Source organism: Novosphingobium sp. (assembly GCF_040398825.1).
Classification (GTDB): Bacteria; Pseudomonadota; Alphaproteobacteria; order Sphingomonadales; family Sphingomonadaceae; genus Novosphingobium.
Genome location: NZ_JBBATI010000005.1, coordinates 127919 through 154084 on the forward strand (window position 1 = coordinate 127919; position 26166 = coordinate 154084).

The following is a 26166-nucleotide window of genomic DNA, read 5'->3' on the forward strand; positions in this document are numbered from 1 at the left end:
AAGGTAGTATCAATGTCTGTTTCTTTGCGTCTGTCACGCGGCGGTTCCAAAAAGCGCCCCTATTACAAGATCGTCGTCGCCAACAGCCGCGCCCCGCGCGATGGCAAGTATCTGGAACAGGTCGGCACCTATAACCCGCTGCTGGCCAAGGATGATGCCACCCGCGTGCGCCTGACCGAGGACCGTGTGCGCTATTGGCTGGGCGTTGGCGCGCAGCCGACCGACCGCGTTGCCCGTCTGCTCGACAAGCAGGGCATCAAGGAACGCGCGCCCACCAACAACCCCAACCAGGGCGTTCCGGGCAAGAAGTCCAAGGAACGTGCCGAAGACCGCGCGGCCAAGGCCGCCGAAGCGGCAGCAGCCCTGGCTGCAGCAAATGCACCGGTTGAAGCTCCGGTTGAAGCGGCCGCCGACGATGCGGCGCCTGCCGAAACCGCAGAAGCCTGACCCTTGGGTAATGATCGCCCGGTAACGCTGGCCGCCGTGATCGGCGCGCATGGCATTGCCGGCGATGTGCGGTTGAAACTGTTTGGTGATGGGGTGGCGGCGCTGAAACGCCACCTCAACCACGCGGGCGCGTTCAACGCCGGGAAACTGACGCTGACCGTGCTGCGCGATGATGGCAAAGGCGGCGCGATCGCCCGTTTTGCCGAATGCCCCGATCGCAACGCGGCAGAGGCCTTGCGCGGCACTGCGCTGGCCGTGCCGCGTTCGACCCTGCCACCGCTGGCCGACGGCGAATATTACCACGCCGACCTGCTGGGCCTGCCCGCGATATCCACCGATGGCGATGACCTGGGCATCTGCGTGGCAATCGACAATTTCGGCGCCGGCGATGTGATCGAAGTGCGCCGCCCCGATGGCAAAAGCTTTATGGTGCCGATGCGGGTAGAGGCCGTGCCCGAATGGGATGACCAGCGAATGGTGATCACCACCGTGTGGGCGCAGGACTGATCGGGCGGCCTAAAAAGGGCGGCAGATCGTCATTGGCCGCAATTTTTCAGAATTTTCATATTCTTAACAACCCCGCTCATCCTGAGCCTGTCGAAGGATGCGCGCTGCCACCTCCGCTCGCGCCACGATCCCTGTATTCCGGGCGTTGACGCGCATCCTTCGACAGGGTCAGGATGAGCGGGTCTTGGGATAATGAGCCTGACGACAGCGGGGGCAGGGCATGCGAGCACATTCAATCATAACGACAGTTATCGCGGCACTGATCGCCGCAACGCCGGTAATGGCCGCCGCCGAACCGGCGCCCGCCGCCACATTGGCCAGTGTCGAACCCGCGATCGATGCGATCTTTGCAAAGTGGCAGGCGGAAAACCACGTGCCCGGCATGGTCTATGGCGTAGTTGCCAATGGCAAACTGGCTTATGTCCATGGACTGGGCGTGCAGGATCTGGACAGCCGCCGCCCGGTCAATGCCGATACGCTGTTCCGCATTGCATCGATGACCAAGGCGTTCACCGCGCTGTCGATCCTGTCGTTGCGGGATAAAGGCCTGCTCAGCCTGGATGACCCGGCCGAAAAATATGTGCCGGAAATGCGCGGCTGGGGCAATGCCACCGCCGATGCGCCGCGCATCACCATCCGTGATCTGCTGCACCATGTCGCCGGGTTCGTGACCGATGATCCGTGGGGTGACCGCCAGACGCCATTGCCGCAGGAGGATTTTACCAGGATGCTGGCAGCCGGGGTGCCGTTTGCGCGCGCGCCCGAAATGCACCACGAATATGCCAACCTGGGCTATGCGATCCTGGGCCGGGTGATCGCCAATGTGACCCATGCGCCCTATCGCAACTATGTCGAATCCACGCTGCTGGGGCCGCTGGGGATGACCGCCAGCGGTTATGACGTGCATGCGCTGCCGACTGCACGCCGCGCACTGGGCTATCGCTGGGAAAACGACGCCTGGGCGCTGGAACCGACCATGGACGACGGCGCGTTCAACAGCATGGGCGGGCTGTCGGTCAGCGCCAATGACTATGCCAAATGGCTGGCCTTCGTGGTGTCGGCCTGGCCGCCGCGCGATGATGTGGACACGGGCCCGGTGCGGCGCGGGACGGTGCGCCAGATTGCGCAAGGGTTGAATTTTCAGTCGGTGTTTCATCGCTATGGCGCCAGCGGCGCGACCGCGTGCCCGGGTGCAGTGGCCTATGGCATGGGTTGGCGCGTGGTGCAGGATTGTGGCCTGGGGCTGACGCTCAACCACGGCGGCGGCTATCCCGGCTATGGCAGCCACGTGCTGCTGCTGCCCGAATTCGGCGTCGCGCTGTTTGCGCTGGCCAACAAGACGTATGCCGGGCCAACCGCGCCGGTGTGGGATTCTGCGGTGCTGCTGCTGCAACAGGGCCTGCTGAAACGCCCGGCGGCGCTGGTGTCGCCCGATCTTGCCACGTTCTACGCGCTGTCACGCGATGTGTGGGCGGCGGGAACGGTCGCACCGGTGGCAGGCAAAGTGGCGATGAATTTTCCGATGGACCGTACCGACGCCAACTGGGCCAAAGTGCTGCGCGAAACGGCGGCGCAATCGGGCCCATGCGATACTTCGGCGCCGATCCATCCCGATCACGCGATGGCAGGCACGTTCACCTGGGCCTGCGCGCATGGCACAGTCGAAGGCGCCGTGCTGCTGGCGCCGACCCGGCCGATCACATTGCAGGCGCTGCACTACGCATTTGTGCCCAGGCCCTGACTGGACAAGTGCCGCAATTTTGTATATACAAGGCGTATATACAGGAGCCGGTCATGGGCAAGGAATACCACGCCAAAAGCTTTCGGTCGGGCAATTCGGTGGCGATCCGGATGCCAGCAGCGCTGGGTATCGAACCCGGTGCCGAATGGGTCGTCATCGAACAGGCTGACGGTTTGGTGTTGCGTCCCAAGCAGGCAGCCCGCCGCACCATCGACGTCAGCGGCTTTGCCGGCAAGGCACCGTGGCTGAAACCGTTGCCACCCGAACTGCGCGAATTTGAAGAGCGCCCGAGCACGATTGCTGCGCGTCTGGCGGATGACAAGGCCGCGTGATCCGGTATCTCATCGATGCCAATTGCGTGATCTTTGCGCTGGCGGACGCGGCATCCCCGGTTACACGCCGGATCGCGCTGTCCGAACCGGGAACACTGGCGATTTCGGCCATCACCTTTGCCGAGGTCGCCCTGGGTTCCCGGCACGGAAAACCGCCGCCATCCGATGCGCTTGATGCCCTGATCGCGGCGGTTCCCCTGGTCCCGTTCGATGAAGCGGCGTCGCGACTTTACGCGACGCTGCCCTTCCGGCGCGGTCGGTTCGACCGACTGCTCGCTGCCCACGCGCTGAGCCTTGGCGCCGTGATTGTGACCAACAACGTCGCGGATTTTTCTGATGTGCCGGGACTGGTGATCGAGGATTGGACGGTCTGATCATGGACCTGCTGACCTTTCTCGTCCTCATGCATGGCCCGCCGTTTGTCGTGGCGAAATGCCTGCTTCGCTGGCGGCCGCATTGGCGGCGGTGGGCCATCGCGCTTTTTGCTGCGGCGGCGATACCGTTGTTGCTGATGATCCCGCTGGCGATCGAATTGATCCATGCCAGGCAGGCGCCGCCGAGCTATTGCGGCATCGATTATTCTTGCGCAGCGGCGGGAATTATCGAGTTCGGCATGGCCTTTGTCGTGGTCCTGTTCCTGTGCGGCTTTCTCGTAAGCTCGCTTGTCGTCTATCCGCTGCCCCGGACAAGAGGCAGAGAAAGTACCAAGATTTCCAAATGACCTTCGCCGCTACCATCCTCACGCTCTATCCCGACATGTTTCCAGGCCCCCTGGGTCACAGCCTGGCCGGCCGCGCGCTGGCCGAGGGCACATGGTCGCTCGATACCGTGCAAATCCGTGACTTTGCCGCCGACAAACACCGCACCGTTGATGATACGCCCGCTGGCGGTGGGGCGGGGATGGTGTTGCGCGCCGATGTGCTGGCGCGCGCCATCGATCACGCGCGCGCGTTGCACCCCGATGCGCCGGTGGTGGCGATGACACCACGCGGCGCACCGTTGACGCAGGCGCGCGTGCGGGCGCTTGCATCCGGCCCGGGGGTCACCGTGCTGTGCGGGCGGTTTGAAGGGTTTGACGAACGGATCTTTGCCGGGCGCAATGTCGAAGAGATCGCGGTGGGCGATGTCGTGCTGTCGGGCGGGGAATGTGCCGCGCTGCTGCTGCTCGATGCTTGCATTCGCCTGCTTCCCGGCGTAATGGGCGCCCCTTCGAGTGGGCATGAGGAATCGTTTGAAAACGGTCTTCTTGAATACCCGCACTATACCCGACCCGCTGAATGGGAAGGGCGCACGATCCCCGAAGTGCTGCGATCGGGGGATCATGCGAAAATCGCCGCCTGGCGTCATGCCATGGCACAGGGCGATACACGGCTACGCAGGCCGGACCTTTGGGAACGCCACATCGGCGTTCGGGCCCGGTCTGCCTCTGGTGCGCAGCGTGGAACGACGGACGAAAAAAATGAACCTGATTCAGCAGCTTGAAGCTGAAGCCATTGCCGAATTCAAGGCAAAGAAGGAAATTCCCGCGTTCCGTGCGGGCGATACCGTGCGCGTCGGCGTGCGCGTGGTCGAAGGTGAACGCACCCGCGTCCAGGCCTATGAAGGCGTGGTGATCGCGCGTTCGAACCGTGGCCTGGGATCGAATTTCACCGTTCGCAAGATTTCGTTCGGCGAAGGCGTGGAACGCGTGTTCCCGCTCTATTCGCCCAACATCGATTCGATCACCGTGGTGCGCCGCGGTGTCGTGCGTCGTGCAAAGCTGTATTATCTGCGCGGTCGTCGCGGCAAATCGGCACGTATTGCCGAACGCCGTGACATTCGTCCCGGCGCTGAAGGTTAACCAGGACGGGCGGTCACGCCCGCAGCCGTAACACGCTGGCCATTTGCAAAAAGGCGTCCTGGCACATCCGCCGGGGCGCCTTTTTGCTGCTGTGTCCTGCACAACCTCATTTCCGTTCTTTACCCCAGCAGCGAGCGCCGATCCCAGATGCGTTGCACCCTGACCACGATCATTGCCGCTGCGCTGGTGTGCGGAGCCGCCATCATGCCTGCCCATGCCCGGGAGAATGCCGTGACCCCGCCCGACCAGACCGCAACGCCCGCCACATCTGCAGCGCCCGCGACGATCAGCCTGGAACGCGTGTTCGCCAGCCCCGGCATCGCTGGCGCGGTGCCGCGTATGCCCCGCCTGTCACCCGATGGCCGGTTCCTGACCGTGCTGCGCGGCCGCGCCGATGATCGCGACCGTTATGACCTGTGGGGGTTTGACCGACACAAGCACGGTTGGCGCATGCTGGTCGATTCGGCCAAGCTGGCCAGCGGCAAGGACTTGTCCGAAACGGCAAAGATGCAGCGCGAACGCCAGCGCATCGGTGAACTGAAGGGCGTGGTCAGCTATGACTGGGCGCCGGATTCGCAAAGCGTGCTGGTGCCGGTCGATGGCCAACTGTTTCTGGCGCATGTCGCGGGCAAGACCGCGGGCACGGTCGTGCCGATCGCCGGCGCGGCGGGCGGCGAAGTGCTGAACCCGGTGCTGGGCCCGCGCGGCGGGCATGTGGCATTCGTGCGCGATCGCCGGCTGTGGGTCACGCCGCTGGTGGGCGATGCGCGCGCGGTCACCCCGGTGGAAACCAGCGCGGATGTGCATTGGGGCGAAGCCGAATTTATCGCGCAGGAAGAATTGCACCGGTTTGTCGGCACCTGGTGGGCGCCCGATGAATCGCGGCTGGCGGTCGAACGCTTTGACGAAAGCGGCGTCGGCCTGGTGACCCGCGCCGCGATCGGCGCCGGCGCGACCAGCGTCACGCAGCAGCGCTATCCGGTCGCGGGTGCGGCCAATGCCGTGGTGTCGCTGGCGATCGTATCGGCCGATGGCGAAACCCGCGTGGACGTCGATCTGGGCGCGGGCGATCCAAGTGCAAACAAGGACATCTACCTCGCGCGTGTTGATTGGGCGCGTGATGGCAAGACGTTGTACGTGCAGCGGTTGAACCGCGTGCAGGACCGGCTGGACATGCTGGCGGTCGATCCCGCCACCGGCGTGTCGCATGTGTTGTTCAGCGAAGTCGCTGCGCCAAAGAGCTGGATCAACTTGTCCGATGCCTATCGCTGGCTGGCCGATGGCAGCCTGATCTGGTGGTCGGAACGCGATGGCCATGGGCATCTCTATCGCTTCGCCGCGGGCCAGTGGCAGCAATTGACGCAAGGGCCGTGGGAAGTCGCAGACCTGGTCGGCGTGGATGAAAAGGCCGGGCGGGTGATCCTGACCGGCAACCGCGACGATGCGCTGGGGGGCCAGGTCTATGCGCTTGACCTGGCGCATCCCGATGCGCTGACCCCGCTGGGCGATCCCGCATTTATCAATCACGCCAGCGCCGATGCCAGGGCGCAGACGCTGATCGTGACGCGCAGCGCCGATGCGCAGCCGGCCCAGGTCTATCTGGCCGACAATACCGGCAAGCGGCTGACGTGGATCGAGGAAAACCGGGTGGAGGGCGCACACCCCTATGCCCCCTATCTGGCCGGTCACCGCCCGGCGCAGTTCGGCACGATCAAGGCCGCCGACGGCACCGATCTGCACTGGCTGATGATCACCCCGCCGCTGGAACCCGGCAAGCGCTATCCGGTGTTTACCTATCACTATGGTGGCCCCAGTGCGCAAGTGGTGCGGCGCGGCTGGCAGGGTGCGCTGGCGCAGGCGGTGGTGGCAAAGGGCTATATCTGGTTCGCCATCGACAACCGTGGCTCCGCCAATCGCGGGGTCGCGTTTGAAAGCCCGATCTGGCACGCGATGGGCTCGGTGGAGGTCGAAGACCAGCTGGCCGGCACGCTTTACCTGAAATCGCTGGATTTTGTCGATCCGGCGCGGATTGCCACGTTTGGCTGGTCCTATGGCGGGTACATGACGCTGAAAATGCTGCAGGCACATCCTGGCGCGTGGGCGGCGGGCGTGGCGGTGGCCCCGGTCACGCGCTGGGAACTTTATGATACCGCCTATACCGAACGCTATCTGGGCGATCCCAAGGCACCGGGCGGGGTGTACGAACGCGCGGGTGCGATTGCCGATGCGGCAAAGATAGCCGACCCGCTGCTGGTGATCCATGGTATGGCCGATGACAACGTGGTGCTGGACAACACCACCGCGCTGGCGGCCGCGCTGCAGGCACAGGCGATCCCGTTCGAAATGATGTTGTATCCCGGGCAGACGCACGGCATCGGCGGTCCAAAGATCAGCGTGCACCTGTATGACCAGGTGTTCGATTTCCTCAGCCGTCACGGGGTCGTCCCGGGCGGAAAGTAAAGTCTGTCCCGGCGCGATCCGGGGATAAGGGAGTATAGACGATGGGTTATCGTGTGGCAGTCGTGGGTGCGACGGGCAATGTCGGCCGCGAAATGCTCAACATCCTGGCCGAACGGGCGTTTCCGATCGATGCGATCGCGGCGCTGGCGTCATCGCGGTCACAGGGTACCGAGATTGAATTCGGCGATACCGGCGAAATGCTCAAAGTGCAGAATGTCGAACATTTCGACTTTACCGGCTGGGACATCGCGCTGTTTGCTGCCGGGTCCGGCCCGACCAAACTGCACGCGCCACGCGCCGCCGCGCAGGGCTGTGTGGTGATCGACAATTCGTCGCTGTACCGCATGGACCCCGATGTGCCGCTGATCGTGCCAGAGGTGAACCCGGATGCGATCGACGGGTATAAGGCGCGCAACATCATCGCCAACCCCAATTGTTCGACCGCGCAGCTGGTGGTGGCGTTGAAGCCGCTGCACGACCGCGCGAAGATCAAGCGCGTGGTGGTTGCGACCTACCAGTCGGTGTCGGGCGCGGGCAAAGACGGTATGGACGAACTTTTCGAACAGAGCCGCGGCATTTTCGTCGGGGACTCGGTCACCCCGCGCAAATTCACCAAGCAGATCGCGTTCAACGTGATCCCGCACATCGATGACTTCCTGGACGATGGATCGACCAAGGAAGAATGGAAAATGGTGGTCGAAACCAAAAAGATCCTCGATCCGAAAATCAAGGTGGTGGCGACCTGCGTGCGCGTGCCGGTGTTCGTCGGCCATTCCGAAGCGGTCAGCATTGAATTCGAAAACGAAATCAGCGCGACCGAAGCGCAGGATATCCTGCGCGAATCCCCCGGCATCATGCTGGTCGACAAGCGCGAAGACGGCGGATACGTCACCCCGGTTGAATGCGTCGGTGATTACGCGACGTTCGTCAGCCGCGTGCGCGAAGATTCGACCGTCGACAACGGGCTGATGCTGTGGTGCGTGTCGGACAATCTGCGCAAAGGCGCCGCGCTGAACGCGGTACAGATCGCCGAACTGCTGGGGCGCCGCCATCTGAAAAAGGGCTGACCCAAAATCCTCCCCGGATCGGGGAGGTTTTGGCAGGATGCTGTCAAACCCCGATATCCACCACGCCGCCCGGTTCATCATGCCGGAACCGGCTTGGCGCGATGCCCGTTTCTGCCAGGGCATGCGCCAGTGCGCGGACCGGATCATCGCGGCCTTCATCGCTGAGGGGGAATACCCCCCAGTGGATGCCGATCGCGCGCGTTGCGCCCAGGTCCTGCATGATCCGCACCGCTTCGGCCGGGTCGGTATGCTGGTCGGCCATGAACCAGCGCGGGGCATAGGCACCGATCGGCAGCAGCGCGACATCGGGTGATCCCAGCCGCGCGCGCATGGTGGTGAACAGGCTGCCGTCGCCATAACCGGTGTCACCGGCGAAATAGACGCTGTGATCGCCCGCACGCACATGAAACCCGCACCACAGCGCCATGCGGGCATCGGTAATGCCGCGCGCGGACCAGTGCTGGGCGGGCACAAACGTCACCGTGGCGCCGGGCAGCGTGTGGCTGTCCCACCAGTCGCCGGTCACGATCCTGGCCCTGCGCGCGGCCCTGCGCACCAGCGTATCGTTGCCGAGCGGGGTTATGATCAGCGGGTCGTGGCGCGCCACCAGCCGGCGGATCGTTGCCGCATCCAGATGGTCGTAATGATTGTGGCTGAGCAGCACCGCATCGATCGGCGGCAGATCATCAAACCGCACGCCCGGCGCGCACACGCGTTTTGGCCCGGCGAATTGCACCGGGCTGCACCGGTCCGACCACACCGGATCGGTCAGCAGGTTCAGGCCCCCGGTCTGGATCAGCGCCGTGGCGTGGCCGACCAGCGTGATGCGCGTGCCGGTCACGCGTTGGGCGGGCACGGTGGTTTGCACCGGCACATGCGCGGGCCAGCGCGCGCGCTGTGACGTTTTTCGCCACTGGCGGATATCGGCAAAGGTCTTGTCGCGGGTTTCCGGCGCAATGTTGAAAAAGCGTCCGTTGAAATGGTCGCTTGTCGGCCCGTCGTAATAGCGGTTCTTGCGCATGGCCGGCGCTTACCAGCCCCGCTCTGCCTTCAGGATATCCACTGCCCGACCGATCAGCCGCGCCACCGCCTCCGGGCTTTGCCAGCCGGTGTGCGGGGTCAGCACCGCATGGGGCGCGGCGCGCAAGGGGTGATCTGCGGGCAGGGGTTCGGCCGAATAGACATCCAGCCCGGCGCCCGCCAGGTGGCCATCGTGCAGCATGGCCAGCACTTCGGCCTCATCGGTCAATTCGGCGCGGGCGGTGTTGATGAATACCGCGCCGCGCTTCATCTGGCGCAGGCGTGCGGCATCCAGGAACCCGGCGGTTTCGCCGGTATAGGCCAGATGCGGCGATACCACGTCGGCCTGCGCCAGCAGCGTATCCAGATCGACCTGTTCGACCCCGGGGATGTCAACCGGGCGGCGCGCCCACACCATGACGCGCATGCCCAGCGCCAGCGCCAGCCGTGCCACCTCTGCGCCGATCGCGCCGACGCCGATCAGGCCAATGGTCTTGCCAAACAATTCGCCCAGCGGCGCCCCGGCCCAGCCGCCGGCGCGCACGCTGGCATCCTGCGCGGCGATGTCGCGGTACACCGCAAACAGCAGCGCCAGCGTGTGTTCGGCCACTGCCCGGTCGCCATAACCCTTGATGGTGTGGACCGGGATGCCGTGCGCCGCGGCCGCATCCAGATCGACGAAATTGGCGGCACCGGTGCCCAGGAACACGATCTGTTTCAGCGCCGGGCTGGCCGCGATGGCCGCGGCGCTGATCCGGCTTTCGTTGACCACCACCACTGCATAGCCGGCGATGCGCGCAATCATCGTCGCCTCGTCAGGCTGGCCGATCACGTGGGTGACCAGGCTGTCGTCGGCGCCCGCATCGGCAAAGGCCTGGATCAGCAGATCGGTGGAATCGGCAAGCACGGCAAAACTGGCGGTCATCGTCGGGGTCTCAATCAGCAAAATCGGGATCGGTGCGGTGCAGATCGCGCACCAGCGCGATCCATTCAGGCAGGCCGGTATCCTGTCCACCAAAATTTTCATTCTGCCGCGCGGTCAGTTCGCGGATCTCTTCGCGCACCGGGTAAAGCGCCGCGCCGCCGGCCATCGCCGCGATCTGGATCTGGCAGGCGCGTTCCAGATTGAACATCGCGGCAAAGGTTTCGGCAATCGTGGCATAGGCGGTCAGCAACCCGTGGTTGCGCAGGATCAGCGCGCCATGCTGGCCCAGGTCGCGCACCAGCCGCGGCTTTTCATCGTCCAGCAGCGCGATGCCTTCGTAATCGTGATAGCCGATGCGGTTGTAGAACTGCAGCGCATGCTGGCTGATCGGCAGCAGCCCGCCGGCCTGGCACGCCACCCCAATCCCGGCCACGGTATGCGTGTGCATCACGCAACCGACATCGTGCCGCGCCAGATGGATCGCAGTATGGATGACCGTGCCCGCCGGATTCACATCGAGCGCCGACGGGGTGTCAGTCATCGCAAACCGCACCAGGTTCGACGCGGTCACTTCATGAAATTGCAGCCCGAACCGGTTGATCACGATATCGTGGGTGCCGGGGATGCGCGCCGAAATGTGCGTGTAAATGGTATCGGTCATGCGGAATTTCGCCGCCAGCCGATAACATGCCGCCAGGTCGTGGCGCGTCTGGCGTTCGGCCTCATCCAGTCCGGCAGCGTCGATGTTCAGCACACTGGCCATCAGCACGGTTCCCCCAGTTCACGCGCCAGCACGCGCAGCCTCGAATTGATCTCGTCACGATCCACATAGGCGCCCTGCAAATGGCGTTCCCCGGTCTGCGGATCAAATTCGCGCCGCGCATGCAACACGCGGCGGTTGTCGAATGCCCACATGTCGCCCGGAGACAGCCGCCGTTCAATATAAAAGCGCGGATCGCGGCACATCGCCTGAAACAGCCGCAACGCGCGATAAATGGCGTCCATCTGTGCTGCCGGGGCATCGATCGGCCCGCGCAGGAAATTGGCAAACCGCACTTCGGCCAGATCGCCATCGGCATCGATCGCGATCGCCGGTGCATCCCAACGATAATCGGTACGGTCGTCGCGGTTCCAGAACGCCATCGGCGTGGTGGTGATGCACGCAAATTCGGCCGGGTGTTCTTTGCGCATCGCCTCCGCAATGGCAAAGCCATCGACGAACACGCTTTCGCCGCCGGTGGCATCATTGATCAGGCAATGCAGGAATTGCACCCCCGGCTGCAATTCACGCGTCGGCAGATCGCTGTGCGGCGGCAGATTGACGCTGGTATAGGCGGCGCTGTCGGCGCGGGGTTTGGATTTGACATCGAACACCCGGCCAAAATTGGTTTCGCGGATGTGCGAAATGCGGCTGATCGGGGCCAGCAAAGCCTCGTGCGCCACCGGCACGTTTTTGACCAGCGTCATTCCCGCTGACCGCAGCGCGCCCAGCCAGCTCCACAGCGTGTGATCATCGGCCATGATGTCGGCATAATCGAACGATTGCAGCGCATCGGCATAATCGCTGCCCCAGATGAACGGGCGGGGCCGTGCCGCGTGGCGTTCGGCGCGGCTGGCGGCATCGCCGGCAATCTGGCGCAGCCAGCCCGGGGCGAACCGGCTGGCATGGCCATCGGACCAGCCGATCACCAGGTCACCCGCGCTGTCGATGCCCGCGCTGGCGATCGCCAGGTCCGCCGGCGCATCGGTAATTTCAAACAGCTGTTCGCGCGTCAGCGGCAGATAGCACGCGGCGCAGGTGCAATTGTCGCGCAGAAAAAAGCGGTGGTAGGGCGTTGCGCGGCCATCGGTCCAGGTGACCACCGCGCAATCGCCCGCCAGCGCCACGCCGGCCAGCTGGTGGTCGGTGGCGAACACGCGCCAATCGTGCACAACATCGATGTCGCCAGTGATATCGGCGGTAATGTCATGGGTCATGCCAGGCTGTCCTCATACGCAATCTTGGTGTGGTTCCCCCACGGCTCACGCGAAAAAATGCGGGTCATGGCGGGCAGGAACGTTTCGATCGGCAGCGTGTCGTAATCGCGGTCAAACGCCTTTTGGTCCCACACATCGGTAAACCGCGCGGTGCGGTCAAACGCCGGGTGCCCGGCATATTTGTCGCGCGCATGTTTGTCGCCGCCGAAAAATTCGGCGTAGTAAAAGCCCTGAAATTCCTCGTGATGTTCCACCATCCACACATTCAGCGGCGAAACGTATGGCGCCAGGATCGCCCCCGCCATGGCCCCGTGGTTGACCGGCGCCAGCGTGTCACCAATGTCGTGCAGCAGCGCGCAGACCAGCGTTTCATCATCCGCACCATCGCGCAGCGCGCGCGTCGCAGTTTGCAGTGAATGCACATAGCGATCGACCGGATAGCCCAGGTCGTGATGCGCCAGCGCCTGCAGATGCGTGACCAGCTGCGTCACCAGGCTCTGCTGATAGATCACGAATTTTTCGTCGATCGGTTTCCAGTGCTCGGCGGTGGCTTCGTCGAAATGGCGGAACATAGGCGTGGTCCCCTTCAAGCGGATTGCAGCAGGCGGCGGCGGCTGCCCACGGTGTCGCGATCCATATAGCATTGGCGCATATGGCGCGATCCACTGGCCAGCGTATAGCCGGTGCGGCCGTGGAACAGGCGATAATTGTCCATCATCAGCAATTCGCCCGGTTGCAGCCGGAACCGCAGCGTCAGCGGTGATGCCGGCGCGATCAGCCGCCAGAACGCGGCGCGCGCGGCATAATAGCGGTCCAACTGGTCGATCGGCAGCGCGCCGACCATTTCGGTACGGTTGTTGTAGCGCACCTGCACCACGTCACCGGCGGCATTGCATGCGATCAACGGGCAATCGTGCTGCAGAAACGTGGTCGCGTCGCGATAGCGGAATGTAACATCGGTGGTGGCCAGCGTGGCGAAGGCATCGGGATCGGTTTCGCGCAACATCTGCGCGGCGTGAAACCCGTCCACCAACGTCGAATCCCCGCCATCGGCATCGTTGATCAGGCAGTGCAGCAGGATATAGCCCGGCACCGGATCGCGATAGGGATTGTCGCTGTGGGGTTCCAGCGCGCGCGGCGTCATGGTCAGGTCATAGGCATTGGCGATCGCCTTCACATCGGCCATCCCGCCCCAATTCGTGATGCGGATCGGCCCCATCAGATCGGCCAGCGCCAGCCCGCCATCGGGATCGAGCCCCACCCCGCGCACAACCGCAAAGCCATAGGCATCGAGCCCGGCCAGCAGTGCACCCAGCGCGGCCGGATCATCACGCACCGCGCTGAGATCAGCCGAAGGGAACGCTGATGGATCAAGCGTGCCGTCCCAGTACACAGGGGGCCGGGCAGCGGGTTCGCCGGCAATCGCACCGGCCAGCCAGGCCGATGGCAGGCGGGTGGCAAACCCGTCGGAAAACGTGATCGACCCATCAGTGTGCGCTACGGTCACGCGCAGATCGTGCGGGGTGTCGGCGGCATCCACCAGCCGTTGCCCGGTCTGCGGGTCCAGCACGCCGGCATCGGGCAGGCGTTCGCGCAGCCATAGCGGGTGCAGCACGACCGGGTCGCCACCCTGCGCCACCACCCGCAACCGGCCATCATCGGTGATCGTCAGATCCATGCCGCATTCCCTTATATCCTGCCGCAGTATAACCGCGAAACCGGCCCGCGCCCAAATGCTTGCGACATCGCGCACCGATTTTGCGACATCATCGGTGACAGTCCAGCCCCGGGGTACCATTAGCGAAAACGGGTTTTGCGCCCGCGCATTTGTGTGTTTCAGTACGCGCAATGTCGACACACTATGCCCCGCTGGCGCAGGAAACCTACTGCTTTTACCTCGTTCCGGGGTTTTCCGCGATGGGCTTTGTCGCGGCGATGGAACCGTTGCGGGTGGCCAACCGGTTGTCGCGGCAACCGGTGTTTGCCTGGCGGCTGTTTTCCGCCGACGGCCAACCGGTAGAGGCGTCGTGCGGGTTGAAGGTGGCGGTGGATGGCCCGCTGGATGAAACTGCGCGCGTGCTGATCGTATGCGCGGGGTTTGAACCGCGCCGCGCGATCACCCGCCCGCTGACCGGTGCCCTGCGCCGCATGGCCCGGCGCGGCACGGTGATGGGCGCGCTTGATACCGGGGTCTATCTGCTGGCCGCCGCCGGGTTGATCGGCGATCAGCCGGTTACCCTGCATTGGGAGGCGGTGCCCGCGTTTTGCGAAGACTATCCGGCGGTGCAAGTGACCGAAGACCTGTTTTGCCTGGGCGAACGGCTGTTTACCTGCGCCGGGGGCACCGCCGCGATCGACATGATGCTGGAGCGCATAGCGGGCCGTCAGGGCGTGGGCCTGGCGCGCGCCGTGTCGGACCAGTTCATCCATACCCGCATTCGCCCGCACGAGGAACGCCAGCGGCTCGACCTGGGATCGCGCATCGGCACGCGCGATCCGCGGTTGAACGCGGTGATCGCGCGGATGGAGGCGGCCATCGAAAACCCCTGGCCGATCGCCGATCTGGCTGCCCACGCCGGGGTGACCCGGCGCCAGCTGGAACGCGTGTTCATCGCCCAGTTCGGCATGGGTCCGGCGGAATATTACCGCGATATCCGGCTGGACCGCGCGCGCGCGCTGCTGGCGCAAACCGGCCTGCCGCTGATCGAAGTGGCGATGGCGACGGGGTTTTCGTCCAAAAGCGCGATGGCGCGGGCCTATGCGCGCAAATTCGGCCAGCCACCTGGTGCCGGGCGCGGGCGGTGGCATTCTACCGGCGAGACCCGCACCCATGCCGAACACCCGCGCATAACCACAAGGATGGTCCCGTGACCGCATTGCCAATGACCGATGACCGTGCGCGGATCGACGCGAAAATCCCGCTGCTGTTCTGCCTGGGCATCGCGGCGGCCAGTGGCGCGGCGCATCTGGGGATCAACTATACCCCGTTTCTGGTCGGCGGGCTGATTGACCGATATGGTTTTGGCCCGGCCTTGATGGGGGTGTTTGCCACTGCCGAAACGCTGTCGTTTGCCATTGCGATGTTCGTGTTTGCGCCGCGCGCGCACAGTTTTCGGCCGCGACGGATGGCCCTGCTGGCCAGCGCGGTGATCGCCGCGGTGCAGGTCGTGTCGTCGCTGACCGGGTTTTTCCCGCTGCTATTGGTCGGGCGGGTAGCGACGGGTTTCAGCTATGGCATGCTCAACACCGCGGTCAATGTGGCGGCCGGTCGCACCGCACAGCCGGCGCGCGCGATATCGGTGGGGATATCGCTGCAGGTTGTGCTGTTTGCGGCGATGAACTGGACCATTCCAACAATCGGCAAATTTGGCGGGGTGGGCGCGATGTTCATCGCGCTGGGGATGATTTCGGCCGCGCTGGCAGTGGGCATGATCCCGCTGCCCGATGATCGCGCCGATGCCGCCGCCACCGCCAGTGGTGAAAAACATGATATTCCGCCGATGGCGCCGGGCGGCTGGCCGGTGCTGGCGGCGATGGCGCTGTTTGCCTTCGGCACGATGGCGATCTGGCCGTTCATGGAACGCGCCGCGCATGCCATCAACCTGCCCGCGACCACTTATGGCCTGTATCAGGGCATGGCCATGGTGCTGAGCTGCCTTGGCAATTTCACACTCACCATGGTGCTGGCGCGGGGGCCCCGGCGCTGGCTGCTGGAAATTGCGCTGATGACCTGCGGCACGATGTGCGCGCTGCTGACCACGGTGAACAGCCAGCTGGTGTTCGCGATCGCGCTGCAGCTGTACAATGTCAGCTGGTATATCACTTATCCGCTGCTGCTGGGGCTGGCCTATGCGCACGATCCGCACGGGCGGCTGGCGGTGCGCACCACCGGCACCTGGCTGCTGGCGCAATCGGCGGGATCGCTGGCGGCCGGGTTTGTGGCGCAGGCAACCGCCGGCTATGGCCTGGTCGGGTGCCTTGGCATGATCACGTGCGCGTGTGCCGTGGGGATTGTCATCTGGTTTCAGGCGCGGTTGCGGCGGGCTGCGCTCACGGTTTGACCGGCCACAGGCACAGTCCCAGCTGCGCGCCTGTCGGCATTTCTGCCACCAGCCGCGCGCGGCCGCCACTGCACACCAGCGTGCGCGCCTTTGGCCCGGTCCCGGCCAGCCCCGACAGATCGATCAGCACCTGGTCCCAGTGGCGGTACTGCACATCGTGGCCGGCACCCGGATAGGCGCGCGCCATGACCGGCCCGCCCAGCCAGGATTTCCAGCGGTCGGCATTGCCCGGCGGCACCAGCGGATCGGCCGTGCCATAATACGTGAACACCGGCGCGGTCACGCGTTTCAGCGGCAGTTCGGCCAGTTTCGCGGTGCAATAGCGCTGCATTTCCGCCGCTTCAGGCCGGGCGTCACCCATCTGGCCACGGATGAAGAACGTGCGCGCGCCTTCGTCAAAGGCGCGGTCGGCAAAGCCGGGGATGGCATGGGTCGGGCTGGTGGCGGGAAATGCCCACCACTTTTGCGGATTGCCGATGACGGGCGCCAGGCCGGCGGCCAGGGCATCGGCCCCGGCGGCACAGTTGGCGCTGCCCCCCACGGTTACATCGGCCAGCGCGGCGGCGAAATGCAGCGATACGATGCGGTCGGGCATCGCGGCGGCGACATGGGCAGCATAAGGCCCGCCGCCCGAAATCGCGACCACGGCAAACCGCGCAACGCCCAGATGGTCCAGCACCGCACGGGCATCATCGGCATAATCGGCCAGCGTCCACGCCGGGTCGAATGCCGTGTCGCCAAACCCGTTGCGCTCCACGCTGATCAGGCGGATGTGCAACTGGCGGCGCAGCGTTTCCAGAAACCCGGTCATCAGCATCGCCCGCGCGCTGGTACCGGTGCCGCCGATATACAGCACCGGGCGCCAGCCCGCTTCGCCGGTGTCGGCATAGTGCAGCACGCGGCCATGCGGGCCGGGCAGCGCCATCACCGCCGGGCCGATCGCGTCAAACTTCGCCTGAAACGCGGGCAGGGCGGGCACAGAGGGCGCATCTGCAAGTGCCGGCGCGGCGCAGGCCAGTAGCAGCGGCACCAGCGCGGCGCGCATGATCATGCCTCCAGCCCCGCATCGGCAATGGCAATATGCGCGCGTTCGGCCACCAGATCGATCGACCGGCACGCGACGTAGTAGAACAGCGCCGACACCGGCAGCCCGACCAGCATCGACACATCCGCCCCGCCCAGCATGCGCGCCACCGGGCCGACATAGACCGGCGTGGAAAAACACGGCACCATCGCCAGAAAACCGATGAAATAGGCCGAAATCCCGCGCCAGTTCCACCGGCCATAGATGCCATCGGGGTTGAAAATTTCGCGCACCGAATAATGCCCGTGGCGGACGAAAAAGAAATCCACCAGGTTGATCGCGGTCCACGGCGTGAACAGATAGATCAGCACCGACAGCAGGTTTTCAATCAGTTCGCGCACATTGGCCCCGGCCAGCGCCGACAGCGCGGTCGATACCGCGCCCAGCACCACCAGCGCGATCAGCCGCGCGCGCCCGGGGTTTTTGATATGGTGAAAACTGTCGACGATCGACAGCATGGTCAGCGACCCGCCATACAGATTGAGCGTGGTGATCGTCACCAGCGACAGCGATGACAGCACCACCAGGATCGGGCCGAACCCCGGAAACACCAGATTGCCCGTCGCCAGCACGGCGCCAACGATTTCGTGGCCCGGAAAGATCGCCACGGCCACGTCGCCAACCAGCATCATCCATGCCCCGCCGATGAACGCACCGATGAAAGTCCACCAGAACGAGGCGACCAGCCCGACATCGCGCGGCAGATAGCGCGAATAGTCCGAAACATAGATCGACCACGACAGCTGGTATCCGGCCACGGCAAAAAACTGCACCAGAAAAGGTATGGTCGCCCATTTGCCCATGCCCATCTGCGGCAGGCCATGCGCCACCCGTACCACCCCGATCGAATAGATCAGCAGCGCGACGATCACAAACCCGGCCAGCGCGCGCTGCGCCAGGTGGATCATGTCATAGCCCGCCACTGCAAACGCCAGCGCGGCCAGGCTGAATGCCGAAAACACCCCGATCAGCGCGGTTTGCGACAGATGCATACCGGTCAGGTCCTGCACCGCCACGCCAAACACCACTTCGTTGAACACGGTATAGCCGACATAGGTCACCAGTGCGAAGCACCACACCAGCAGCGCGCCCTGGTATCCGAACTGCGGCCGCGACTGAATCATTTGCGGCAGGCCAAGTTCTGGCCCCTGGCTGGAATGCGACGCCATGAACAGCGTGCCCAGCGCGCACCCGGTCAGGATCGCGATGACCGACCAGCCAAACCCCAGCCCCATTGCCATGCCGATCGCGCCGGTCGCCAGTGTGGCCAGATGCGCATCCCCGCTGAACCAGATCGGCCACAGGTGCCACACTTTGCCATGGCGTTCGGCCAAGGGCACATAATCAATCGAATGGCTTTCAATCAACGGCATTGGCGGGCTTTCGCGTACGGGATCGTCCGGGCGGTGGGGTGCCCGGCTGCGGTTTCATGCCCGACTGCGCGTGCAGGGGAAAGGGGTACGGATGGTTTGGGTCGGGAAAAGGCGCAGTTCAGCAAAAACGGCGGGCGGAAACCGATGCCGGAATCGCCAACCCACCGCAGTCGGCACAGCAAACCCCATTCGTCGCCCCGGGCTTGACCCGCGGACCCGCTTTCATCACTCTTGTCGCCAGACCAGCATGCGGCGGCGTGTACAATCAGGATTTTGCACCTCTGTTAAAGCAAGCCCAAAAATCGTAAAAAGAGGATGATGAAATGGAAAAACCAAATTATGATCGGGCGGTTTATAGCATTGAATTTCCGGCGTTTATAAACAATGATGGAAAGTCATACTTTATATTTTCGCAAATCAATGAATATGGCACGGCCATTGATCCGGTTTTTTATAGAGATTTTGCCCTGGAAGGGTCGAAGGAAATAATTGAAACAGTAATTCAGGCCTATATAGAACACCGGAAACTAAAGGTTTTTCTTGAAGATCATAGCGGATCCCTGGTAAAACGTGTCGCATTGGGCGCGCGGCATGATTTTCCGGGATGGGAACACGGAACGATCTATCTTGGACCGCGCAAAAATCTGTGAAAGTTCGTCGCGCCGATTTCGGCTATTTTGTTCCAGCGGCCAAGATGTACCTATTCGGCATGAGGGCGGAGGAGTTCCGGGTGCATCATCGGCAATACGCCCCCGCGCAGGGCTGACTGATTTCGCAGTTTTTTGTCGATCTTGAAAGTCAGGTTCAGGGCGGCACGATCGTGTATGCTGTATCCGGAACTTCCTCCCACGACCGACAGTGCCTGTCAGGGAAAGGGGGCACGGGCGATGACCAATCGAAAAGGCGGGTCAGACCCTGTCTGCACACCCCGATCCGTACTTGCCCATCCGCCCCGCGCTGGCGCGACGCCCATGGCGCAGCGCCGATGGCCCTGCTATTGCGCATGCGCCGGACGGAGGAGCACGACGCGATGGAACATGCGATGGAACGCCTGCTTTTATCCAGCCGCAAGCTGTTGGTGGTTTTCTATCTCGGGCTGATCTGGGTCCTGCTGGTGCTGATTGCCAAATTCGGGTTGAAACTGGCCGACCTGACCATGCGAGTGTTTGCCATGGATGTCAGTGAGCTGATCATTGCCGTGCTCAAGCTGCTGGATATCACGCTGGTCGGCAATCTGGTGGTGATCATGATGCTGGCCGGCTATGAAAACTTTGTGTCCAGCATCGATCATGCGCCGGATGCGCACCGGCCATCGTGGATGGGCAAAGTCGGCTTTGGCGATCTGAAGATCAAGCTGATCACATCAATCGTGGCGATTTCGGCGATCCAGCTGCTGGAAGCGACGATGAACATCCAGGGCATCGCCAAATCCGATCTGGCGTGGATGATGGGCGCCTATGGCCTGTTCGTGGTGTCGGGGGTGTTGCTGGCGGCGATGAACCTGCTGTCGCACGCGGCGCCCGCCGGCGATGGCGCTGCCGGCTCTGCCGATGGCGCGGCCGGGCAGGGCGAAGACGGTGACACGCTGTCGGACTGATCCGGCGCGGCGGGCGATCACCCGAAATTCGCGCGCTGTGCGGTTTTTGCGGGAACGGTGACAATCGGGGAATTGGCCTGACATTGCCGCAATCGCGCCATAGACCCCGATTGGTGGCAGCGGGGCAGCGGGTATCGCCGATCGCCGGGGCTGGCACCGACACAATCGGGGGATGCAGCGATGGCACCGCACAATACCGGCCTGGCGGGCCTGATCGGGCGTCGGCAATTGCTGGCCGGTGGTGCGGCCTGTGCCGGGGCATTGGTGTTGCCGGGCCGCGCGCTGGCCGATTGCATCGCGGGCAACAACGGGCTGCTGGGCCCGGCTGGCACGTGGCGGGTGTTTCAAAATGCGCAACCGCCGGCGGACAATGCGCATGACACCGCATCCACCTATCCCACTTTTCCCTGCACCGATGCCTTCAGCTGGCGGCAGGATGTCAACGCGGGCATGAACACCTCGACCTGGACCGGTGGCAATGGCTGGATGTATGTTTGGGCCAACCGCGCCAACAAAGTGGCAAAGGTCACCGCGGGCAACCAGTTCCTGCAACTGAAACCCAACCCGATCCAGAACCCGACCCCGATCTACAACAATCTGGAATGCCGGGTTGAATATACCACGGTGGCCAAGGCCAATGCCGCTACCCGGTCGTTGATCCGCTATTGGCTGGGGCGCGCCGACTATGCCCAGCCGTGGATCGACGCGGGCGGGCTGGCCAGCGATTTCGTGTTCTATTCGCACCTGCTCGACTATCCGGAACGCTATTTCACGCGCGTGGTTACCGCGCAGAACGTGTCGTATCAGGTGATGACCGATATCCCGTGGTTGCCATCGACGATCGTCGGCGGGCAGGGCAGTTTTACCCGCGCCACGATGATGAGCGGCAATCAGGCGCGGGTGCCCGGCATCGTGCTGGATTACGAGGTGAACGATTACCGCAGCAACCAGGTTACGACGCTGTTCCTCAATGCGGTTGCGGCCGACATCCACGGCGCCGGGGCCAAGCTGTTTTTGTGGACCAATCCGCTTAACCGTACCGCCAACACCCATGGGCTGGACTTCGTCAATCTGCCGGCAATTGTCACCAAAACCTGCGATCTGACCTCGGTGCAATTGTGGTCCGGCAACACTGGCGAAAACGTTGCGCAATCGTATCAGAACCAGATTGCGATGATCAAAGGTTATGCCTGCAACGGCACGGTGCCCTATGATCGGCTGGTCGTGGTGCTCGATCTCAAAACCACGCTGGCCGACGCGCAATTTGTCAACAACCTGCTGCGCGGGCCGGCGGCGTCCAATCCGCAAGCCCTGTGTTTCTGGCGCAACGGGCTGAACCAGGGCGGGGCATGCGGCACGACTGCCAACAACCAGATCATCGCCGCGCTCGAAGGTACCGCCGCGCTGGGGATCGCACCGGTGGCGCCAACCGCCCTGCCGACCGGATGGTCACCGCTCTGTCGTTTTCCCTAAGACCGCGCGCGCAACATCCCCGGCCATCCATGCCGCCCGCTTGACAAACCCGGCAATCCGACGGAACGCGCAAGCACCGGAACGCGAACAGATACGACGCGAACGGCATTGGCGGTCACGCAGGAAAGCATGAATACAGTCGATCTGCCAGGGCCGGTTCCGGCCACGCCAGAGGCATCGCGGGCAATGCTGTTGCACGCGTTTCTTGATGTGCCACTGGCGCGCGATCCTGCTGCGCTGGCCATTGATGTGCCGCCGGGGCGCAACCGTCCGCTGCGGCAGACGCTCAGCTATGGCGATCTTGATGCGCTGTCGACGCAGATGGCGCGTGCGCTGGCCGAAAGGACTGGCAACGCGCGCAGTGGTGCGGAGCCCGTGGTTGCGCTGCTGATCGGGCGGACTTCGCCGCTGTTGTATGTTGCGCAGATCGCTGTGCTGAAGGCAGGGGCGGCATTCACCTGTCTTGATCCGACGTTTCCCGATGACCGCATGGGCGAAATTCTGGCCGATGCCGATCCGGTAGTGGTACTGGCCGATGCCGAAGGGCGTGCGCGGTTGGAACGGCTGGGGCTGAACCCGGGGCTGGTGGTCGATGCGGCGGCATTGCAGGCGGCCAGCGGCGCGGATGGCGACCTGCCCACCGATCTGGCATCGTCACGGCTGGCCTATGTGATCTACACCTCGGGCACCACCGGGCGGCCCAAGGGCGTGGAGATCGAACACCGCAACATTGCCAACCTGGTGCAATACGACATCGCCGAATTCGGCCTCGGCCCAGGCGACCGCGTGGTGCAGGGGTCATCGACCGCCTACGACAGTTCGATCGAAGAAATGTGGCTGGCGCTGGCGACCGGCGCGACGATGGTGGTGATGGACGACGCAGCCGCGCGGCTTGGCCCCGATGTGATCGGCTGGTTGCGCGATGAACGCGTGACGGTGTTCTGCCCGCCGCCCACGCTGTTGCGCAGTTCGGGCTGTGCCGATCCGCAACGCGCGCTGCCCGACCTGCGGCTGTTGTACGTGGGCGGGGAAGCGCTGCCGCAGGACCTCGCTGATCTGTGGGCCGCCGGCCGCCGCATGGTCAATGGCTATGGTCCGACCGAATGTGCGGTCACCTGCGTGCGTGGCGATGTGGTGCCGGGGCAACCGGTGGGCATCGGCCGCGCGATACCGGGCATGACCGCCTATGTGCTGGACGCCGAACTGGATGATGTCGCGGCGGGCACGCGCGGCGAACTGTGCCTTGGCGGGGCGGGGCTGGCGCGCGGCTATCGCCACAGTCCCGATCTGACCGCCGAAAAATTCGTCGATCATCCGCGCCACGGCCGGATCTATCGCACCGGCGACCTGGCCGATTGCGGCCGCGACGGCGCGCTTACCTACCACGGGCGGATCGATGCGCAGGTCAAGATCCGCGGCTATCGCGTGGAACTGGGCGAGATCGAGGCGCGGCTGGCGGCGCTGGGCGGGGTGCGCGCCGCCGCCTGCCGCATGCAACCGGCCGGGCATGGCAGCGAACTGGTGGCGTTTATCGTCCCCGTCAACGCTGCCCGCGCGCCAGAACCGGAATGGCTGCGCGCCGCGCTGGCCAAACAGCTGCCCGCCTATATGGTGCCGGTGCAGATCGCCGTAATTTCCGCGCTGCCGGTCAGCGTGGGGGGCAAGCTGGATCGCGCGCGGCTGCCACTGCTGGCGCTGGCAGCCACGGGCGCAGATCGGGCGATGGTTGCGCCAGAGGGCGAACTGGAAGGCCTGATCGCCACGGCCATGGCCGACGTGCTGCGCCGCCCCGATGGTGTGTCGGTGGCCGATGATTTCTTTGCCGATCTGGGCGGTGATTCGCTCAGCGCGGCGCTGCTGGTCACGCTGCTGCGCGATGATGTGCGCACGCAATGGGTGACCGTCAGCGATATTTACGATGGCCGTACGGTGCGCGCCCTGGCGCGGGCCGCGCACGGCCTGTTCGAACCCACGTCGGGTGAGGCACAGCTGGCAGCCCCGGCCGAGCTCGATCAGCCGCGCACCGGCACGGTGCGGCCGGCGCTGGCCAATGTGGTGCAGATCGGCTGGCTGGCGGGTGAACTGTGCCTTAGCGGCTGGCTGGGCTGGTTGCTCGCCTTTCGCGTGTTGCCGCTGGTCTATGGCGCGCTCGGGCCAGTCGGGCTGGTGCTGGCCGCGCCGGCCATCGCACTGGTGTCGCTGGCGGTCTATATTCCCGCCACGGTGGTGTTTGCGGTCGTGGTTAAACGCCTGGTGATCGGACGCTATCGGCCGATCCGCGCGCGGGTGTGGAGCGCGTGGTATCTGCGCCACTGGGTGGTGGTGGCCGCCGCCCGGCTGATCCCGTGGCCCCTGCTGCAGGGGTCTGCGCTGCAACAGATGGTGTTGCGCGCACTGGGCGCGCGCATCGGGCGCGGGGTGCATATTCATCGGGGCGTCGATCTGGCGCGCGGCGGGTGGGACCTGCTGGAGATTGGCGATGATGTGGCGATCGGCGCGGATGCGATGATCGGGCTGGCCGATCTGGATCGCGGCGATGTGGTGATCGGCCCGATCGTGCTGGAACCTGGCGCCACGCTGATGACGCGCGCCGGCATCGGCGGATGGTGCCGGATGGGTGCGGGCAGCGTGCTGACCGCGCTGTCGGCGCTCAACCCCGGCATGACGGTGCCCGCAGACGAACTGTGGGATGGCGTGCCGGCGCGGTCGATCGGCCACGCCCCTGCGCCGCCGCCGCCACCGCCGGGCGCGCTGCCGCATGGACTGTGGGATCTGTATGCCCTGCTGGGTGAGGCGGGGCTGGGCTTTGCCGCCGCGATCCCGGCACAGGTGCTGGCCGTGGGGCTGTGCTGGTTGACCGGCACCCGCGCCGCCGATGTGTGGCGCTGGGCCTGGCACCCCAGTTTTGCCACGCGCGCCGGGGCGGTGGTGCTGGCGGTCACGGTATTGTCGCTGCCGCTGACGCTGGTGTGGACGGCGGTGCTGTTGCGGCTGATGGGCCCGGTGCGGCCGGGACTGGTGTCGCGCTGGAGCCTGGCTTATCTGCGTGCCTGGTTAAAGGCCGGCGCATTGACGCTGGCGGGTGAATGGCTGACCGGCACGGTGTTCTGGCCGCGCTGGTTGCGGCTGGCGGGGATGGACATCGGCAAGCATTGCGAAATCAGCACGATCATCGATGTCGTGCCCGAACTGGTGACGATCGGGCCTGAAACGTTTTTTGCCGATGGCATCTATCTGGGCGGCGGCACGGTGCGGCATGGCACGGTGCGGCTGGGGCATACCCGGCTGGGCGCGCGCACGTTCCTGGGCAATCATGTGGTGATCCCGCCGGGGGAACAGCTGCCCGATGATATCCTGATCGGCATCGCCACCCCGGCCAATGGCCATGATATCGCATCGGGGCAGGCGCGATTCGGCCATCCGGCATTTGATCTGCCGCGCCGCGAAGTCATCGAGGTCGACCGGCGGCTGACTCACGAACCCGGCCCGCTGCGCTATGCCAACCGTGTGTTTTGGGAGATTGCGCGTTTTGCCCTGCCGGTGTTGCCGCTGTTGCTGACCGCGCTGTGGTTCATGGCGTTGAACGATACGGGCGCCATGGTGTCGGCCCCGGTCTATGCGCTGGCGGTGATCCCGGCGGTCACGCTGATGCCGATGGTCGCGCTGTGCGGCGCGGTGCTCATGCTGAAATGGCTGCTGATCGGGCGGGTAAAGCCGGGGCAGCATCCGCTGTGGTCATGCTGGTGCAGCCGCTGGGATTACATCTATGTCGCCTGGGCGCGCTATGCCGCGCGCATTTTGCGGCGGCTGGATGGCACGTTTTTGCTGCCGGTCTATCTGCGGCTGATGGGGCTGCGCATCGGCCGGCGGGTGGTGCTGGGGCCGCAATTTGCGCAAGTGGTCGATCCTGACATGATCGAAATCGGTGACGGAGCGACCGTTTCCGCAATGTTTCAGGCACATACATTTGAAGACCGGGTGTTGAAGGTTGGCCGCGTGCGCATCGGCGCCGGCGCGACGATGGCGCGCGGCACGGTGCCGCTGTACGGCGCGGTGATCGATGACCGCACGCATCTGGGCGCCAACAGCGTGGTGATGAAGGCCGAACACCTGCTGCCGGGCCTGCGCTATCAGGGGGTGCCGTCGCGCGCGATGGGCGAAGAAGTGGCCTGATCGGCGCCTTTGCGCAAAGCGAAACTGCACTGGCGTGCAGTCAGACCTCCCGCCCCGCCTCCCCACCCGACCACCACAGCATGATGGTA

The 26166-nt window shown here is 64.5% G+C and carries 24 protein-coding genes; 16 read left to right on the forward strand and 8 right to left on the reverse strand.

All coding sequences use genetic code 11. The features are described 5' to 3' along the window. Positions 1-12: 12 nt before the first annotated feature. From rpsP to ABWP89_RS04800, 10 genes are all read left to right on the forward strand, one after another. On the forward strand, positions 13-447 hold the full coding sequence (gene rpsP / locus ABWP89_RS04755; protein ID WP_353227593.1) for a 30S ribosomal protein S16: 435 nt from the start codon (positions 13-15) through the stop codon (positions 445-447). Positions 448-450: 3 nt separating this feature from the next. Beyond that, positions 451-954 carry a ribosome maturation factor RimM gene (gene rimM, locus ABWP89_RS04760; RefSeq protein WP_353227594.1) on the forward strand — a complete coding sequence of 168 codons (504 nt, stop codon included), beginning with the start codon at positions 451-453 and terminating at the stop codon, positions 952-954. Positions 955-1174: 220 nt separating this feature from the next. Beyond that, entirely contained in the window at positions 1175-2695 is a 1521-nt protein-coding gene (locus tag ABWP89_RS04765) for a serine hydrolase domain-containing protein (protein WP_353227595.1), read from the forward strand. Positions 2696-2748: 53 nt separating this feature from the next. Next, positions 2749-3027, forward strand: a complete 279-nt coding sequence (locus ABWP89_RS04770; RefSeq protein WP_353227596.1) for an AbrB/MazE/SpoVT family DNA-binding domain-containing protein — start codon at positions 2749-2751, stop codon at positions 3025-3027. Then, complete coding sequence (locus ABWP89_RS04775; RefSeq protein ID WP_353227597.1) at positions 3024-3401, forward strand: type II toxin-antitoxin system VapC family toxin; 378 nt, start codon at positions 3024-3026, stop codon at positions 3399-3401. Before ABWP89_RS04770 ends, ABWP89_RS04775 begins: the two co-directional genes overlap by 4 nt. Positions 3402-3403: 2 nt before the next feature. Then, positions 3404-3748 carry a hypothetical protein gene (locus ABWP89_RS04780; RefSeq protein WP_353227598.1) on the forward strand — a complete coding sequence of 115 codons (345 nt, stop codon included), beginning with the start codon at positions 3404-3406 and terminating at the stop codon, positions 3746-3748. Further along, entirely contained in the window at positions 3745-4509 is a 765-nt protein-coding gene (gene trmD / locus ABWP89_RS04785) for a tRNA (guanosine(37)-N1)-methyltransferase TrmD (protein WP_353227599.1), read from the forward strand. The genes ABWP89_RS04780 and trmD overlap by 4 nt, the downstream gene beginning before the upstream one ends. Further along, positions 4487-4867 carry a 50S ribosomal protein L19 gene (gene rplS, locus ABWP89_RS04790; protein ID WP_353227600.1) on the forward strand — a complete coding sequence of 127 codons (381 nt, stop codon included), beginning with the start codon at positions 4487-4489 and terminating at the stop codon, positions 4865-4867. Before trmD ends, rplS begins: the two co-directional genes overlap by 23 nt. Positions 4868-5014: 147 nt before the next feature. Then, positions 5015-7327 (forward strand): S9 family peptidase, encoded by a 2313-nt coding sequence (locus ABWP89_RS04795; RefSeq protein ID WP_353227601.1) that lies wholly within the window; start codon positions 5015-5017, stop codon positions 7325-7327. A 41-nt stretch (positions 7328-7368) separates the two neighbouring features. Beyond that, positions 7369-8394 carry an aspartate-semialdehyde dehydrogenase gene (locus ABWP89_RS04800; RefSeq protein WP_353227603.1) on the forward strand — a complete coding sequence of 342 codons (1026 nt, stop codon included), beginning with the start codon at positions 7369-7371 and terminating at the stop codon, positions 8392-8394. Between the two features lie 43 nt (positions 8395-8437). On the opposite strand, the gene ABWP89_RS04805 is transcribed toward ABWP89_RS04800, so the two are convergent. The 6 genes from ABWP89_RS04805 to ABWP89_RS04830 are packed head-to-tail and all read right to left on the reverse strand — an operon-like array spanning position 8438 to position 13994. Next, entirely contained in the window at positions 8438-9415 is a 978-nt protein-coding gene (locus tag ABWP89_RS04805; RefSeq protein WP_353227604.1) for an MBL fold metallo-hydrolase, read from the reverse strand. A gap of 9 nt (positions 9416-9424) precedes the next feature. After that, entirely contained in the window at positions 9425-10339 is a 915-nt protein-coding gene (locus tag ABWP89_RS04810; protein WP_353227605.1) for an NAD(P)-dependent oxidoreductase, read from the reverse strand. A gap of 10 nt (positions 10340-10349) precedes the next feature. Then, positions 10350-11102, reverse strand: coding sequence for a class II aldolase/adducin family protein (locus ABWP89_RS04815; RefSeq protein ID WP_353227606.1), 753 nt, complete (start codon positions 11100-11102; stop codon positions 10350-10352). Further along, positions 11102-12316, reverse strand: coding sequence for a TauD/TfdA family dioxygenase (locus tag ABWP89_RS04820; protein ID WP_353227608.1), 1215 nt, complete (start codon positions 12314-12316; stop codon positions 11102-11104). Before ABWP89_RS04820 ends, ABWP89_RS04815 begins: the two co-directional genes overlap by 1 nt. Further along, positions 12313-12888, reverse strand: coding sequence for an HD domain-containing protein (locus tag ABWP89_RS04825; protein WP_353227609.1), 576 nt, complete (start codon positions 12886-12888; stop codon positions 12313-12315). The genes ABWP89_RS04820 and ABWP89_RS04825 overlap by 4 nt, the downstream gene beginning before the upstream one ends. Positions 12889-12902: 14 nt before the next feature. Beyond that, complete coding sequence (locus tag ABWP89_RS04830) at positions 12903-13994, reverse strand: TauD/TfdA family dioxygenase (protein WP_353227611.1); 1092 nt, start codon at positions 13992-13994, stop codon at positions 12903-12905. A 170-nt stretch (positions 13995-14164) separates the two neighbouring features. Between ABWP89_RS04830 and ABWP89_RS04835 the strand changes: the two genes are divergently transcribed. Both ABWP89_RS04835 and ABWP89_RS04840 read left to right on the forward strand, forming a co-directional pair. Beyond that, positions 14165-15187: a GlxA family transcriptional regulator gene (locus ABWP89_RS04835; RefSeq protein ID WP_353227613.1), complete on the forward strand. Its 1023-nt coding sequence runs from the start codon at positions 14165-14167 to the stop codon at positions 15185-15187. Continuing rightward, the gene (locus ABWP89_RS04840; RefSeq protein WP_353227614.1) at positions 15184-16377 is read left to right on the forward strand and encodes an MFS transporter; all 1194 of its coding nucleotides are present in this window, start codon (positions 15184-15186) and stop codon (positions 16375-16377) included. The genes ABWP89_RS04835 and ABWP89_RS04840 overlap by 4 nt, the downstream gene beginning before the upstream one ends. On the opposite strand, the gene ABWP89_RS04845 is transcribed toward ABWP89_RS04840, so the two are convergent. Together ABWP89_RS04845 and ABWP89_RS04850 are read right to left on the reverse strand one after the other, a co-directional pair. After that, positions 16367-17428, reverse strand: coding sequence for an alpha/beta fold hydrolase (locus tag ABWP89_RS04845; protein ID WP_353227616.1), 1062 nt, complete (start codon positions 17426-17428; stop codon positions 16367-16369). The genes ABWP89_RS04840 and ABWP89_RS04845 overlap by 11 nt on opposite strands. Next, positions 17425-18834 carry a purine-cytosine permease family protein gene (locus ABWP89_RS04850; protein ID WP_353227617.1) on the reverse strand — a complete coding sequence of 470 codons (1410 nt, stop codon included), beginning with the start codon at positions 18832-18834 and terminating at the stop codon, positions 17425-17427. The genes ABWP89_RS04845 and ABWP89_RS04850 overlap by 4 nt, the downstream gene beginning before the upstream one ends. 323 nt (positions 18835-19157) lie before the next feature. On the opposite strand from ABWP89_RS04850, the gene ABWP89_RS04855 reads away from it, so the two are divergent. The 4 genes from ABWP89_RS04855 to ABWP89_RS04870 all read left to right on the forward strand — a co-directional run bounded on the left by ABWP89_RS04855 (position 19158) and on the right by ABWP89_RS04870 (position 26077). Then, a complete protein-coding gene (locus tag ABWP89_RS04855; RefSeq protein WP_353227618.1) occupies positions 19158-19484 on the forward strand; it encodes a hypothetical protein in 327 nt (108 codons plus the stop codon). A gap of 392 nt (positions 19485-19876) precedes the next feature. Then, positions 19877-20431, forward strand: coding sequence for a YqhA family protein (locus tag ABWP89_RS04860; protein ID WP_353227620.1), 555 nt, complete (start codon positions 19877-19879; stop codon positions 20429-20431). 180 nt (positions 20432-20611) lie between these two features. After that, positions 20612-21904, forward strand: coding sequence for a hypothetical protein (locus ABWP89_RS04865; RefSeq protein WP_353227621.1), 1293 nt, complete (start codon positions 20612-20614; stop codon positions 21902-21904). A gap of 129 nt (positions 21905-22033) precedes the next feature. Further along, positions 22034-26077 (forward strand): amino acid adenylation domain-containing protein, encoded by a 4044-nt coding sequence (locus ABWP89_RS04870; protein ID WP_353227622.1) that lies wholly within the window; start codon positions 22034-22036, stop codon positions 26075-26077. The last annotated feature ends 89 nt before the right edge of the window (positions 26078-26166 follow it).

What these genes read in the sequence shown, in the direction of transcription:
- rpsP (WP_353227593.1), top strand. Translation starts at nt 13, where the DNA reads ATGTCTGTTTCTTTGCGTCTGTCACGCGGCGGTTCCAAAAAGCGCCCC.
- ABWP89_RS04765 (WP_353227595.1), top strand. Translation starts at nt 1,175, where the DNA reads ATGCGAGCACATTCAATCATAACGACAGTTATCGCGGCACTGATCGCC.
- ABWP89_RS04770 (WP_353227596.1), top strand. Translation starts at nt 2,749, where the DNA reads ATGGGCAAGGAATACCACGCCAAAAGCTTTCGGTCGGGCAATTCGGTG.
- ABWP89_RS04780 (WP_353227598.1), top strand. Translation starts at nt 3,404, where the DNA reads ATGGACCTGCTGACCTTTCTCGTCCTCATGCATGGCCCGCCGTTTGTC.
- trmD (WP_353227599.1), top strand. Translation starts at nt 3,745, where the DNA reads ATGACCTTCGCCGCTACCATCCTCACGCTCTATCCCGACATGTTTCCA.
- rplS (WP_353227600.1), top strand. Translation starts at nt 4,487, where the DNA reads ATGAACCTGATTCAGCAGCTTGAAGCTGAAGCCATTGCCGAATTCAAG.
- ABWP89_RS04795 (WP_353227601.1), top strand. Translation starts at nt 5,015, where the DNA reads ATGCGTTGCACCCTGACCACGATCATTGCCGCTGCGCTGGTGTGCGGA.
- ABWP89_RS04800 (WP_353227603.1), top strand. Translation starts at nt 7,369, where the DNA reads ATGGGTTATCGTGTGGCAGTCGTGGGTGCGACGGGCAATGTCGGCCGC.
- ABWP89_RS04805 (WP_353227604.1), bottom strand. Translation starts at nt 9,415, where the DNA reads ATGCGCAAGAACCGCTATTACGACGGGCCGACAAGCGACCATTTCAAC.
- ABWP89_RS04810 (WP_353227605.1), bottom strand. Translation starts at nt 10,339, where the DNA reads ATGACCGCCAGTTTTGCCGTGCTTGCCGATTCCACCGATCTGCTGATC.
- ABWP89_RS04815 (WP_353227606.1), bottom strand. Translation starts at nt 11,102, where the DNA reads ATGGCCAGTGTGCTGAACATCGACGCTGCCGGACTGGATGAGGCCGAA.
- ABWP89_RS04820 (WP_353227608.1), bottom strand. Translation starts at nt 12,316, where the DNA reads ATGACCCATGACATTACCGCCGATATCACTGGCGACATCGATGTTGTG.
- ABWP89_RS04825 (WP_353227609.1), bottom strand. Translation starts at nt 12,888, where the DNA reads ATGTTCCGCCATTTCGACGAAGCCACCGCCGAGCACTGGAAACCGATC.
- ABWP89_RS04830 (WP_353227611.1), bottom strand. Translation starts at nt 13,994, where the DNA reads ATGGATCTGACGATCACCGATGATGGCCGGTTGCGGGTGGTGGCGCAG.
- ABWP89_RS04835 (WP_353227613.1), top strand. Translation starts at nt 14,165, where the DNA reads ATGTCGACACACTATGCCCCGCTGGCGCAGGAAACCTACTGCTTTTAC.
- ABWP89_RS04845 (WP_353227616.1), bottom strand. Translation starts at nt 17,428, where the DNA reads ATGATCATGCGCGCCGCGCTGGTGCCGCTGCTACTGGCCTGCGCCGCG.
- ABWP89_RS04850 (WP_353227617.1), bottom strand. Translation starts at nt 18,834, where the DNA reads ATGCCGTTGATTGAAAGCCATTCGATTGATTATGTGCCCTTGGCCGAA.
- ABWP89_RS04855 (WP_353227618.1), top strand. Translation starts at nt 19,158, where the DNA reads ATGGAAAAACCAAATTATGATCGGGCGGTTTATAGCATTGAATTTCCG.
- ABWP89_RS04860 (WP_353227620.1), top strand. Translation starts at nt 19,877, where the DNA reads ATGGAACGCCTGCTTTTATCCAGCCGCAAGCTGTTGGTGGTTTTCTAT.
- ABWP89_RS04865 (WP_353227621.1), top strand. Translation starts at nt 20,612, where the DNA reads ATGGCACCGCACAATACCGGCCTGGCGGGCCTGATCGGGCGTCGGCAA.
- ABWP89_RS04870 (WP_353227622.1), top strand. Translation starts at nt 22,034, where the DNA reads ATGAATACAGTCGATCTGCCAGGGCCGGTTCCGGCCACGCCAGAGGCA.